At 61.3% G+C, this 13,213-nt stretch carries 11 protein-coding genes and 1 tRNA gene; 8 read left to right on the top strand and 4 right to left on the bottom strand.

Annotated elements, in window-relative coordinates; all coding sequences use genetic code 11:
• The first annotated feature begins 220 nt into the window (after positions 1-220).
• The 7 genes from J2T55_RS07745 to J2T55_RS07715 all read left to right on the top strand — a co-directional run bounded on the left by J2T55_RS07745 (position 221) and on the right by J2T55_RS07715 (position 7,917).
• Positions 221-297: transfer RNA gene (locus J2T55_RS07745), tRNA-Pro, on the top strand.
• A gap of 222 nt (positions 298-519) precedes the next feature.
• Positions 520-1,047 carry a tetratricopeptide repeat protein gene (locus J2T55_RS07740; protein ID WP_259055375.1) on the top strand — a complete coding sequence of 176 codons (528 nt, stop codon included), beginning with the start codon at positions 520-522 and terminating at the stop codon, positions 1,045-1,047.
• A gap of 5 nt (positions 1,048-1,052) precedes the next feature.
• Positions 1,053-2,885, top strand: a complete 1,833-nt coding sequence (gene glmS, locus J2T55_RS07735) for a glutamine--fructose-6-phosphate transaminase (isomerizing) (protein ID WP_259055373.1) — start codon at positions 1,053-1,055, stop codon at positions 2,883-2,885.
• 181 nt (positions 2,886-3,066) lie between these two features.
• On the top strand, positions 3,067-4,452 hold the full coding sequence (locus J2T55_RS07730; RefSeq protein ID WP_259055371.1) for a sigma 54-interacting transcriptional regulator: 1,386 nt from the start codon (positions 3,067-3,069) through the stop codon (positions 4,450-4,452).
• Between the two features lie 69 nt (positions 4,453-4,521).
• Positions 4,522-4,827, top strand: coding sequence for an Hpt domain-containing protein (locus J2T55_RS07725; RefSeq protein WP_259055369.1), 306 nt, complete (start codon positions 4,522-4,524; stop codon positions 4,825-4,827).
• Between the two features lie 23 nt (positions 4,828-4,850).
• A complete protein-coding gene (locus tag J2T55_RS07720; RefSeq protein ID WP_259055367.1) occupies positions 4,851-7,388 on the top strand; it encodes a hybrid sensor histidine kinase/response regulator in 2,538 nt (845 codons plus the stop codon).
• Between the two features lie 160 nt (positions 7,389-7,548).
• The gene (locus J2T55_RS07715) at positions 7,549-7,917 is read left to right on the top strand and encodes a hypothetical protein (RefSeq protein WP_259055366.1); all 369 of its coding nucleotides are present in this window, start codon (positions 7,549-7,551) and stop codon (positions 7,915-7,917) included.
• Here the strand turns inward: J2T55_RS07715 and J2T55_RS07710 are convergent.
• The 4 genes from J2T55_RS07710 to J2T55_RS07695 all read right to left on the bottom strand — a co-directional run bounded on the left by J2T55_RS07710 (position 7,914) and on the right by J2T55_RS07695 (position 10,975).
• Positions 7,914-8,498: a hydrolase gene (locus J2T55_RS07710; protein WP_259055364.1), complete on the bottom strand. Its 585-nt coding sequence runs from the start codon at positions 8,496-8,498 to the stop codon at positions 7,914-7,916. The genes J2T55_RS07715 and J2T55_RS07710 overlap by 4 nt on opposite strands.
• A gap of 54 nt (positions 8,499-8,552) precedes the next feature.
• Positions 8,553-9,878 carry a TolC family outer membrane protein gene (locus J2T55_RS07705; protein WP_259055362.1) on the bottom strand — a complete coding sequence of 442 codons (1,326 nt, stop codon included), beginning with the start codon at positions 9,876-9,878 and terminating at the stop codon, positions 8,553-8,555.
• 118 nt (positions 9,879-9,996) lie between these two features.
• A complete protein-coding gene (locus J2T55_RS07700; protein ID WP_259055360.1) occupies positions 9,997-10,314 on the bottom strand; it encodes a rhodanese-like domain-containing protein in 318 nt (105 codons plus the stop codon).
• 7 nt (positions 10,315-10,321) lie between these two features.
• Complete coding sequence (locus J2T55_RS07695; protein WP_259055358.1) at positions 10,322-10,975, bottom strand: protein-L-isoaspartate O-methyltransferase family protein; 654 nt, start codon at positions 10,973-10,975, stop codon at positions 10,322-10,324.
• Between the two features lie 349 nt (positions 10,976-11,324).
• Between J2T55_RS07695 and thiC the strand changes: the two genes are divergently transcribed.
• On the top strand, positions 11,325-13,205 hold the full coding sequence (gene thiC, locus J2T55_RS07690; protein WP_259055356.1) for a phosphomethylpyrimidine synthase ThiC: 1,881 nt from the start codon (positions 11,325-11,327) through the stop codon (positions 13,203-13,205).
• Positions 13,206-13,213 lie beyond the last annotated feature (8 nt).

Below are 13,213 nucleotides of genomic sequence, written 5' to 3'. Positions count from 1 at the left end.
CTGCTCATTTATCAGCCAGTAAACTCCGCTGCTCGAGAAAGGCACCGCCTTGTCTTGAAGCGATAACTAACGCCGTATTCAGGATCACCGGCAGGCGGTATCCGGAATTCGCATTATCGACCGGGGCAGGCCACCCCAAATAATGAGTCTTGAGCGATCCAGGCAATCCCGCTCTCGTCGCCTGAGGATTATTTTGTTATCTTAGCAAGCATTACAAAATCGGGGCGTGGCGCAGGCTGGTAGCGCACCTGCATGGGGTGCAGGGGGTCGCAGGTTCAAATCCTGCCGTCCCGACCAAACATTGGAGTTTACCGGGCGGGATCCGTCCATGGTGATACGGTCCTGCCGCGACATCCCCGTCGCGGCGTTCATGGCAACGGCAAGCGGTGCTTGCCGGGTTTACCACTCACCCTGCCGTCCCGACCATTTTCAGAATAGGCATTCGTACTGATAACCCCCATAATTGATCGTATGCCGAATACCCGCCGCGTAGTCCGATTCTGTTGCCTGTTCCCTCTATTGAGTTTTCTGCTGGCCGGGTGTGGCGCGTCGGATGATCCACAGGCGGCTTTTGAAGCGGGTGACTACGAGCGGGCGCATGAACTCTGGTTGCCCCGGGCAGAAGCCGGTGATGCCGAAGCCCAGAACGCCCTTGGCACGATGCACTACCTGGGACTTGGCAGCGGGCGTGACTATCGCAAGGCGCAGCGCTGGTTCGAGCAGGCCGCCAGGCAGGGACATCCCGGTGCGCAGCGCAACCTGGGCATGTTGTATAGCGACGGTCGGGGTGTCGAGCGGGATTATATCGAGGCCTACAGCTGGTTCTATGCCGCCGACAAACAGGGCAACGCCAGCGCTGATGCCTACATCAAGTCCCTGGCGAGCAAGCTGACCCCGAATCAACAAATGAAGGCCCGGCGCATGGCCGATCGTTATATTCTCAATCCGACGGCGGACTATCTGCCGGAGCTCAAGCCACCGGAGCTTGAATCAGGCACGAAAGACATGCGCGCTACGGATAACAACGCGAACCAGGATCCAGGTTAATCTCTATGTGTGGCATTGTCGGTGCTGTTGCCCAACGTGATGTACTCCCCATTCTGCTGGAAGGTCTGAAACGGCTCGAATACCGTGGTTACGACTCGGCCGGTCTGGCCATCCTCGACCGGGACGGCAAGCTGCAGCGCACCCGCGTGCTCGGCAAGGTCGCCGAGCTCAGCGCGGCGACGGCCGCAGAGCCACCGGTTGGCGGTACCGGTATCGCGCACACACGCTGGGCGACCCATGGCCGGCCCAGCGTTGACAATGCCCATCCGCATGTCTGCCGCGAACAGATCGCGCTGGTGCATAACGGCATTATCGAAAACCATGAATCGATGCGCGAGACCCTGCGCGGCGAGGGTTATGAGTTCGGTTCGCAAACCGATACCGAGGTTGTGGTGAACCGCGTGCATGCGCATCGTGCCAGCGGCCGGGACCTGCTGGCAGCGGTAAGCGCGACCGTGGCTGAGCTTGATGGCGCCTATGCCATTGGCGTTATCGACACCGACGAGCCGGATCGGCTGGTCGCCGCGCGTCGCGGTAGCCCGCTGGTCGTCGGTGTCGGTATCGGCGAACATTTCATCGCCTCCGACGTTTTTGCCCTGTTGCCTGTCACCCGTCAGTTCATCTATCTCGAGGACGGCGATATTGTCGATATTCAACGCGACCGGCTCACGATTTACGATCACACGGGGCAGGTCGTCGAACGGCCGGTAATGACCTCCGAGCTGGCCGCCGACGCGGTCGACAAGGCCGGCTACCGGCACTACATGCTCAAGGAGATTTTCAGTCAGCCGGTCGCCGTGGCCGACACGCTGACCGGCCGTATCGAACACGGCCAGGTACTCGACACGGCCTTCGGCATGGCTGCCAGCGACATCTTCAGCCGCATCGAGCACGTTCATATCGTCGCCTGTGGCACGAGCTACCATGCCGGGCTCGTTGCGAGCTACTGGATCGAGGCGCTGGCCGGGCTGACCTGCCGGGTCGAGATCGCCAGCGAGTACCGTTATCGCGCCCACGTCGTGCCGGAGAACACCCTGTTTGTCGCGCTGTCACAGTCCGGCGAAACCGCCGATACGCTGGCGGCCCTGTCGCTGGCCAGAGCACTTGAGTACAGCGCCTGCCTGGCCATCTGCAACAACCCGGAGAGCTCGTTAACACGGGAATCCGATCTCGTGTTTCTGACCCGGGCCGGCCCGGAGATCGGCGTCGCCTCGACCAAGGCCTTCACCACCCAGCTGGTCGCCTTGCTGTTGCTGACGATCGCCCTGGGCCGGCGCAACCGCATCGACAGCGAACTGGAACGGCGCCTGGTGGCCGAGCTGGAAACCCTGCCCGGGCATATCAATACCGCTCTGCAGCTCAATGATGCCATCGGTCAGGTGGCGGAAGAGTTCTCGCACAAGCACCATGCCCTGTACCTGGGCCGGGGCACCATGCTGCCGGTGGCCATGGAAGGGGCGCTCAAGCTCAAGGAAATTTCCTATATCCATGCCGAGGCCTATGCCGCCGGCGAGCTCAAACACGGGCCGCTGGCGCTGGTCGATGAAGACATGCCCGTCATTGCGGTCGCGCCCAACAACAGTTTGCTGGAAAAGCTGAAGTCGAACCTGCAGGAGGTTCGCGCCCGCGGTGGCGTGTTATACCTGTTCGCCGATTCCAGTGCCGGCGTGCCGGCCGAGGATGCCGTGCGCGTACTGAACCTGGCACGGGTGCCCGAGACCATTGCACCGATCGTCTACACGATCCCGCTGCAGCTGTTCGCCTATCATATTGCCGTTATCAAGGGTGCGGACGTCGACCAGCCGCGTAATCTGGCCAAGTCGGTGACGGTCGAATAGCTGTCCCGGCCGTAGCCGGCACGGCCGGCATTTATCGCGGTTGCTGATAGTTGCCCGCGGATACTTTATGATTGTGGCTTGGCATGGCCGCACGTGGACAGTTTCACGCACAGCTCATCTGCTGGCGCACGTGTGTCAGGGGGGGGGATAACCAGTCGTATCCAGGCAGGAGTCCGCTGGCGTGACCGAACAGCAAGCAAGCGAACAACAACAGGCGAATCCGGCAACCGTTCTGCTGGTCGATGACGATGACGACATTCTGTCATTGCTCAGTGTCTGGCTCGACAAGGCCGGCTATGACGTACAAACCGCCACCAGCGGACGAGAAGCGCTGAAACAGTTTGATCTGCTGCGGCCGCAGCTGGTGATTACCGATCTGTTCATGGACGATCTCGACGGCATGGCGTTACTGACGCGTGTGCATCAGGCCAATCCGCTGCTGCCGGTGATCATGCTCAGCGGCAAGGCGCAGATCCCCGACGCCATCAAGGCGACCCACCTGGGGTCGGCGGCTTTCCTGACCAAACCCGTACAGCGCCAGGAATTGCTGGATCAGGCCTCGCGCGCGCTCAACCGGGCCGCGGATCCGTACATCGACGCCGCCTTCAGCCAGGGGCTGATTTATAAAAGCAGTCAGATGGCGGAGCTCGTCGAGCATGCCAAGCTGGTGGCTGATAGCGACATTACCGTGTTCATACAGGGGGAAACCGGTACCGGCAAGGAAGTGCTGGCGCGGGCGATCCACGATGCCAGCCCGCGCCGCGAGCAACCGTTTATCCCGATCAACTGTGGCGCGTTTCCGGAACAATTGCTCGAGTCGGAATTGTTTGGCCATGAAAAAGGTGCCTTTACCGGTGCCAACAGCCGTCACGAGGGTCTGTTCCTCGCCGCCAACGGCGGCACCCTGTTTCTGGACGAAGTCGGTGACATGCCATTGCAACTGCAGGTGAAGCTGCTGCGCGTGTTGCAGGATTTCCAGGTGCGCCCGGTCGGTTCGACACGCAATTACCCGGTCGATGTTCGCGTCATTTCGGCCACGCACCGGAATCTGGCCCAGGCGGTCAAGGCCGGCGAGTTTCGCGAGGATCTGTATTACCGGCTCAACGTCGTGCCGCTGAAGATTCCGTCACTGGCCGAGCGCCGTGAAGACATTTCGGTGTTGATCGATCATCTGTTACAGGCCCATCAGCGGCGCTACCCGAACCGGACCCGGCGCTATTTTGCCCCCGAGGCACTGGATTACCTGGCCACCGCGCCGTGGCCGGGCAATGTCCGCCAGCTTATCAACATGATTGAACAGTGCTGTACACTGTCCCGGACCGAGGCCATACCGCTCAGCCTGGTGCAACGCGCCTTGCAGGATGACCCGGCCAGCCGGATTCAGACACTGAAGGAAGCCAAGGACACTTTCGAGCGCAATTATCTGCTCAGTGTCATGCGCATCTGCACGGGTAATGTGGCGAATGCCGCGCGCATCGCCGGACGTAACCGTACCGAGTTTTACAAGCTGTTGGGTCAACACGATATTGATCCGGCGCAATTTCGTGACCGGAATAACGACGACTAGCCGGGCGAGCGCGTTGCACGACTTCGGGTGACGCACGGGGCTGAAATTTCAGGGGAGAGGGCCATTACAATGAGTCAGACCATCAGGGTGTCCGTGGATCCGGATCTGGAAGCGCTGATCCCGGGGTTTCTGCAGAATCGGCACACGGATGTTGTAAAGCTACAGGATGCACTGGCGGCGGGCGACCTGGCCACCGTTCAGTCCATCGGCCATATGCTCAAGGGGGTGGGCGGTGGTTATGGTTTCGTTCGCATCACTGAACTGGGTGCCGGTCTTGAGGCAGCCGCCCGCGATAACGACCGTGATGCCATGGACCGTCAGATAAGTGAACTGGCGCAGTACCTGGCGCAGGTCGAAGTCATCTACGAGGAATAACCGGCAACCCGCCGGCGGCGACCATGAACGCAGGGACTGCATCGTTGACCGGACATGCGGCGCCGGGCCGGGACTGGCGCCGGCGGTTGTTGTACCTGTTGCCGATCGGCCTGGGCCTGGCCTTTACACTGGTCCTGTTTCTGCTGGCCTGGCGTGCCGAGATCGACAATCAGCGACGCGAGTTCGTGCTTGAGTCGGTGTCGTTCAGCGATGCGATCAATCAGCGCCTGAATACGGCCGAGGAAGCCCTGGTCAGTGTCAGTGCCTTGCTCGAGATGGATATCACGCTGGATGATAATCAGTATACGGCCTACATGCGCGATCTGCTGCGACGGCATGAGTTCATCGCCGCCGGTTTCGTAAGCACGGCAGCGGATGCCGAACGTCTGCACGCCGGCAAGCTCGATATTGCGCATGAGTTCACGCGCAATATCGCGTTGGCACCGGCGGTGGCTGCGTTGACCGGGCATGATCTGTATCCGGCGACACTGGAGCTCGCGGCAAGCAGCGGCGCTACAGCACCGTCACCGCCAGTCGCCGAACAACCGTCTGGCGGCTTCTGGTTATTGCGGCTGTTGCCGGCCGGCCCGGATAACGCGCAGCGCCTGGTTGGTTTGCTCATCGATCCGACTGCGCTGGTCGATAACCGCGCACGCTTTAATCGCGCCAGCGTCCGCCTGCTGATCGAGACGGCCGGGTTGACCGGTCGCCAGCAGATCTACGCACGTGACGCCGAACAACAGGCGGGTCTGCAGGCTGCCGGGTTCGAACGCGACAGCCAGTTCCAGATGCCGGCCTTTTCCGTGCGCCTGCAAAGTCAGCGACCGTTGTACTGGAATGAACTCGAGCAGGGGCTGTTGCTGACGGCCCTGCTGGTGGGCATCGGTGTCACGCTGCTGATGCTGGCGCTGGCGCGCAGCCGCGACATGCAGGCGCGTGAACTCGAGCAGCGCAACGCCGTTATCGAGCGCCAGGTCGAGGAGCAGACCCAGGAACTCGCCATCGCCCGTGATCAGGCGCTGGAAGCGTCGAAGGTGAAGTCCGAATTCCTGGCGAGTATGAGTCACGAGATCCGTACGCCGCTGAATGCCATCATCGGCATGTCTGATCTGCTGGCCGATACCCCGCTGACCAGCGAGCAACAGAAATACATCAATGTCTTCCACAATGCCGGTCAGGCATTGCTGAGCCTGGTCAACGATATTCTCGATCTGTCGAAGATCGAGGCACACCAGCTGGTGCTTGAGCAGATCCCTTTCGACCTCGAGGAGGTGCTGGAAGAGGCGATCGATATCTACGCGCTCAAGGCTGCTGAAAAAGGGCTGGAGCTGAATTTTCACATCGAGCCTGATGTGCATGTTGCGCGGCTGGGCGACCCGTCACGCCTGCGCCAGATTATCCTTAACCTGATCAGCAATGCGCTCAAGTTTACCGAGCGTGGTCAGGTGCATGTGCATGTCAGCAACGCAACCGACGCGGCCGATATGTTGCATTGTGTCGTGGAAGACACCGGTATCGGCATTCCGGCGGACAAGTGCGAGGCCATCTTCGCCAGCTTTACCCAGGTCGATTCCTCGACGACGCGCAAGTACGGCGGAACCGGCCTGGGGCTGACCATCTGCAAGCGGCTGGTCGAATTGATGGACGGCCAGATCTGGGTGACCAGCGATAGCGGCCAGGGCAGCCGTTTCCAGTTTGACGTGCGTCTGCCGCAGACGGCGCGGGCCGAACGCAAGCGGCCGACACCAACGGTCGACCTGCATGGCCGATGCGTGTTGATCGTCGACGATAACGATACCAACCGCATGATCCTGAACTCGGCGCTGACCGCCGCCGGTGCCGAGGTCACGGAATTGAGCAACGGCCCGGCGGCGCTGGCGGAACTCAGCGCCCATGCCGGGCATTACGATCTGGTCTTGCTGGACCGGCACATGCCGGGCCAGACCGGCATCGACGTGGTTGAGCGACTGCGGGCTCAGGGCCAGCGGGTAAATACGATCCTGATGCTGAGCTCAGCGGATCTGAGCGATGATCTGCCGTACATCAAGTCGCTGGGCCTGGGCGGCTACCTGATCAAGCCGCTGAAACGCAGTGAGTTGATGCAGGTCATGGCGGCGATTCTTGATACGGCGGGCGATGCCGGCAAGGTGAACAAACCGGCCGAGCCTGCCCCCGCCAGTCTGCCGGACAAACGTGTTCTGCTGGTCGAGGATAATGCCGACAACCGCATGCTGGTGCAGGCTTACCTGAAGCCCCTGCAGATGACCATTGATGAAGCCGAGAATGGTGAACAGGCGCTCGAACTGTTTACGCGCAATCGCTACGACCTGGTGCTGATGGACGTGCAGATGCCGGTGATGGACGGTCATGAAGCAGCACGCCGCATACGCGCACTGGAAGGTGAGCAGGCCCGGCCGGCGATAACCATCGTGGCGCTGACAGCCCATGCGATTAAGGAAGAGATCGACAAGTGCATGGCTGCCGGCTGCAACCATCATCTCAGCAAGCCGATCAAGAAGACAGTGCTGGTCGAGACGGTACGCCAGTACCTGCAGACCTGAGTCTGTCGTTGTATAACGACGTTCTGGCCTCATGATCGTTCATGTCATGGTCTATGAATACAATCCAACTTATTGATTAATAACAATATAGTAAAACAGGCCAATCGTTGGCACGGCGCTTGCGCTGACTCCATTCAGGCATTTTATGGAGTGGCCAGCGATGTCGTTCACAAGCCCCGCCAACAGGCCGTCCGGCAGCGGTTATCCGGATCCGGCGCTACGCCGCCTGTTGTACCTGCAGGCCGCCTTTCTGGCGGTCGCCGCTTGGCTGGCGTTGATGCTGTATCTGCAGCAGGCACTGTGGGCGCCGCTTGCGCTGCTGCTACCGTTGCTGTTGGTGGGCTCGAAAACGTGGTGGCGATTAGCGGGGCACTGGCTGTTGCCATTGCTGGCTGCCGCCGCGGTGACATGGCTGGCGCTGCAGGTACTGGCCGGAATCACACCTGCCGCGCTACCACTGGCTGCGCTTCTGGGCGCGGGCAGCGCCCTGTTGCTGCACGGCTATCGTTCTCAGGTAGGCTGTCGCTAGTCGCTTTGCACCAGTTTCGAGACGGCCTTGAAGTGCTCGTGGCCGGCATCCTTGACCCACTCGAACAGCACCGACTCGGAGTCGATGACAGTGATACCGGCATGGCGCAGGCGATGTAGGGCGTTCTCGTAATTCTCGCGGTTGCGTGAACAGACCGCGTCGCCGACGACAAAGACGATATAGCCCTGGTCGGCCAGTTCCAGCGCCGTCTGCAATATGCAGATATGCGCTTCCACGCCGGTGATGATCACCTGTTTGCGGCCACTGTCGCTGATCTGTTTGGCCAGTCCCTCGGCCGCCAGGCAACTGAAAGCGGTTTTCTCATAAACCGAACTGCCCTGTGGCAGCAGATCGGTGAGGCCAGCCTCGAGTTTGCCCAGCCCCTTCGGATACTGCTCGGTGGCGATAACCGGCACGTCGAACAGACTGGCCGCCTGCAACAGCAGGCCGGCATTGCGACGCAGCCGGTTGACCACCTTGTCGGGCATGACCGTGGTGAGCTTTTCCTGCACATCGACGACCAGCAGCAGGCTGTCGTCGGCGTGGCAGAGGCCCTTCGGGCCGGTGACGGTTGCAGTCATCTTGAGTCCCCAGAAGTTTGAATTGCTTGACTTGAGTAAGCCTAGTTCAGCCGCCTAGTTCAGCCAGCGATTGACCAGCGCCAGATCCTGATCGCTCAGGATGCCGGCCGCCTGTTTCAGGCGCAGCGTGTTGATGATGTAGTCGTAGCGCGCCCGTGACAGGTTGCGCCGGGCATCGGACAGGGCACGTTCGGCTGCCACCACGTCCACGGCGGTGCGCGTGCCGACGTCGAAACCGGCGTTGGTTGCTTCCAGCGCCGTCTCGTTGGAGACCACGGCCTTTTTCAGCGCCTCGATGCGGCTGATACCCGAAATGACACCGAGATATGATTGCCGGGTCAGGCTCTGGGCGTTGCGCCGCGTCGCATGCAGGCGTTGCAGGTTGGCATCGTACAAATCACGGGCCTCGCGCGTGCGCGAGGTGGTTGCACCGCCGGAAAACAGCGGCACATTCAGTTCCAGGCCGATGGCATCGGTATGTGTCCGGGTACTGCCAAAGCGACCGCCGGTCTTGTCGTAGCCGGTGCTGGCAACCAGATCCAGTGTCGGCAGGTGGCCGGCTTTCTGAACATCAATTTCCTTGTTGGCGGTTTCGAGTGAGAACTCGGCGGCCGTGATGTTGATGTTCTGTTCCTGGGAACGGCTGGTCCATTCATCGATATCCGCCGGCTCCGGTTTGACCAGCGGGATCTCGTCGTTCAGTTCGTTGAAATCGCTGACATACTGGCCGGTGAGTTCGCGCAGGGCCTCGCGGGCATTGTCGACAGCGTTTTCCGCCTCGATGACCTGGGCGACGGCGCTGTCGTAGCCGGCCTCCGCTTCGCGGATATCGGTGATCGCGGTCAGGCCGACCTCGAAACGCTGTTCGGCCTGGTCCAGCTGTTGTTCCAGCGAGCGCTTTTCCGCCCGGGCGAACTCGAGATTGTCCTCGGCGGCGAGCACGTCGAAGTAGGCCTCGGCGACCCGGATGACCAGGTCCTGGCGCGCGGCGCGCAGCTCGGCGTCGGCCTGTTTGACGATGCTGTCAGACTGCTGGTACTGCATGTACTCGGGCGCCCGGAACAGCGGCTGACGCAGGTCCAGCGAATAGGCGCGGCTGGTGAACTCGACCTCGCCGGCACCGCCGAATGCATCCGGCCCGCCGGTTGTTATGTCCTGCTGATTACGGAAGGTGCTGGCGCTCAGGCCGATCTGTGGCAACAGCTGGGCGCGGGCCTGGGGCTTGGACTCCAGGGTGGCACGGTAGTTGGCGCGGGCTTCCTGGTAGATCGGGTCCGAGCTTTCGGCAAGCGCGTACACATCCAGGAGGTCAGCGGCCCGGGCGAGTCCCGGTTGCATGAAAACGGCCAGTAGCAAAGTTTGGGCTAGAATTTGACGCATATAATGAATCCGGTTGCCAAATGGATTGAAACTGAAGCCGGGTATTATCCGGGTTGTGCCGCTCTATCGAGCCTGTGAACCAGGCCGCAGCGCGCAAGCAGGATCTGCACGTTGCGGTTCAATACTGTTCCATGTCCGGCTCGACGGTCCGGGCCCATTGGTCGACGCCGCCTTCCAGGTTGTAGACCCGGGAGAAACCCTGGGTCTCCAAGTATTGCGCGACCTGCTGGCTGCGCATGCCGTGGTGGCAGATGAATACCGTTTCCGCCGACTTGTCGAGGTTGTCGAGTTGTCCCATGACCTGGCTCATGGGCACATGTTTTGAACCCTCGATATGACAGGTCTGGTACTCCCAGTCCTCGCGCACATCGATCATGACCAGCGGGTCGCCGTTGTCGAGTCGTTGCTTGAGTGTTTCCGGGCTGATTGTCTGCATCAGTCTCTCACAGGGTGAATGTCTGGCGTTTCGGGGCACCGACCAGCGCCGGCAGGTCGGTCTCGAACAGGCTTTCACTGGCCCATTCGCGTTCACCGATACGAGTGACCAGCCGCGCTTCCATGACCGGTGATTCGCCGACGATCACGAACAGCCGGCCGCCGATGGTCAGCTGCGACTGGAACGCCGCGGTCAGCACCGGCACCGAACCGGTGACCGCGATGGCGTCGTACGGTGCCGTATCGGGCCAGCCATTGGCGGCATCACCGGTGGCCAGCGTGACGTTATCGATGGCATGCGCAGCCAGCTTGTCGCGGGCGCTGTCCGTAAAATCGGGATAGAGATCGACACTGACGACCGCGCGCGCCGACTTTGCCAGCAGCGCGGTCAGGTAGCCGCAGCCGGTACCGATTTCCAGTACCCGATCGTCGGGACCGACCAACAGGCTCTGCAGCAGTCGCGCCTCCAGCTTCGGCGTCATCGTCACCTCGTCGTGGCCGAGGGGTATGCTGGCGTCGGCCAGCGCGACGCGCTGGTAGGCGGCGGGTACAAAGTCCTCGCGGTGAATCTCGGCCAGCAGGTCGAGCACGTCCTGATCGAGAACTTCCCAGGGCCGCACCTGCTGCTCGATCATGTTATAACGGGCTTTCTCGAAGTCCATTTTCGAAGCGTTTCCTTCGACGTTCAACTGAATTGGGGGGGTCGCAAACGGTAACGCAGTACGCCCATGGCGCGGTTACCGGCTGTGTCGTTTCCGGCCACAAGCTTGGTATTATATAGCATTCAAAGGTAATTGGCCGTCCCTAATGATGGATTCGGCCCGCCAATTCCTCTATTTTGTCACATTCAAATGTTCGTGCTGGGGGTGTCCGTGCCCATGAGGGTAACGGACTGAGAGAGACCCTTGGAACCTGGCCGGTCGCAGGCGGTTGTCGAGCCCGTACCGGTGTAGGGAAGCCGCCTTCTCGCAAAGCCCCCGGGGCGCCAACCGCTTACAAGCGAGGTTTGTTATGAGCGCAGTCCCGGAACAGTTTCACAATCAGCAGGCCACGGTCGATGATGCCGCCGTGCAGCCATTCCCCAATTCACGCAAAATCTACATCAGCGGCAGTCGTGCCGACATCCGCGTGCCGATGCGCGCCATCAGCCAGGCGGATACGCACGCCAGCTTCGGTGCGCGCAGCAATCCGCCGATCACGGTTTATGACACCTCCGGGCCGTACACCGATCCGGACGTCAGCATCGATATTCGCCAGGGCCTGGCACCGCTGCGCCGGGCCTGGATCGAAACGCGCGCCGATTCCACCGAACTCGACGATCTGAGTTCCGCCTACGGCCGTGAGCGGGCTGCCGATCCGGCGCTGGCCGGGCTGCGTTTTGCCCATCTGCAGCGGCCGCGGCGCGCGCAACCGGGCGCCAATGTCTCGCAGATGCACTACGCCCGCCGCGGCATCGTCACGCCGGAAATGGAATACATCGCCATTCGCGAGAACCAGAACCTGCGGGCGCTGGAAGACGAAGCGCTGAAACGCCGGCATCCGGGCGAGGGCTTTGGTGCCAATATCCCTGCTGAAATCACGCCCGAGTTCGTGCGTGACGAGGTCGCCGCCGGCCGCGCCATCATTCCGGCCAATATCAATCATCCGGAATCCGAGCCGATGATCATCGGCCGCAACTTCTTGGTGAAGGTCAACGCCAATATCGGCAACTCGGCGGTGAGTTCGTCGATCTCGGAAGAGGTCGAGAAGATGACCTGGGCCATTCGCTGGGGTGCCGATACGGTCATGGACCTGTCCACCGGCAAGAACATTCACGAGACGCGCGAGTGGATTGTACGTAACTCGCCGGTGCCGATCGGCACGGTGCCGATCTACCAGGCGCTGGAGAAAGTTAATGGCAAGGCCGAGGAACTCAGCTGGGAGATTTTCCGCGATACGCTGATCGAGCAGGCCGAGCAGGGCGTTGACTACTTCACCATTCACGCCGGCGTGCGCCTGCCGTACGTGCCGCTGACGGCGAAACGCGTCACCGGCATTGTCTCGCGCGGCGGCTCGATCATGGCCAAGTGGTGTCTGGCGCATCATCAGGAAAGCTTCCTGTACACGCACTTCGAGGAGATCTGCGCCATCATGAAGGCCTATGATGTCAGCTTCTCGCTCGGCGACGGCCTGCGGCCGGGATCGATTGCCGACGCCAATGACGAGGCGCAGTTCGCCGAGCTGAAGACGCTGGGCGAGCTCACACAGATCGCCTGGCAGCACGATGTGCAGGTGATGATCGAGGGACCGGGGCACGTGCCCATGCAGCGCATCAAGGAGAACATGGACAAGGAACTGGCCGAGTGCAGCGAGGCGCCGTTCTACACGCTCGGGCCGCTGACCACCGATATCGCGCCCGGCTATGATCACATCACCTCGGCGATCGGTGCCGCGCAGATCGGCTGGTACGGTACCGCCATGCTCTGCTATGTCACGCCCAAGGAGCATCTCGGCCTGCCGGACAAGGACGACGTCAAGGAAGGCATCATCACCTACAAGATCGCCGCCCATGCCGCGGATCTGGCCAAGGGTCATCCGGCCGCCCAGGTGCGCGACAATGCCTTATCAAGGGCGCGGTTCGAGTTCCGCTGGGAAGACCAGTTCAATCTCGGCCTCGATCCCGACCGGGCGCGGGAATTCCACGATGAAACCCTGCCCAAGGAAGGCCACAAGGTGGCGCATTTCTGTTCCATGTGCGGGCCGAACTTCTGCTCCATGAAGATCACCCAGGACGTGCGCGAATACGCCGAGCAGCAGGGTATCGACAGTCTGGACGATGCGATCGATCAGGGTCTGAAAGACAAGGCCGAGGAATTCCGCCAGCAGGGCGGTGATATTTATCAGAAACTCTGAACGTCGGT

Origin of the sequence: Methylohalomonas lacus (assembly GCF_024808875.1) — a bacterium.
Lineage (GTDB): Bacteria > Pseudomonadota > Gammaproteobacteria > Methylohalomonadales > Methylohalomonadaceae > Methylohalomonas > Methylohalomonas lacus.
The sequence above is the reverse complement of the archived record's forward strand: the minus strand, read 5'-3'. Positions and strand labels throughout refer to the sequence as shown.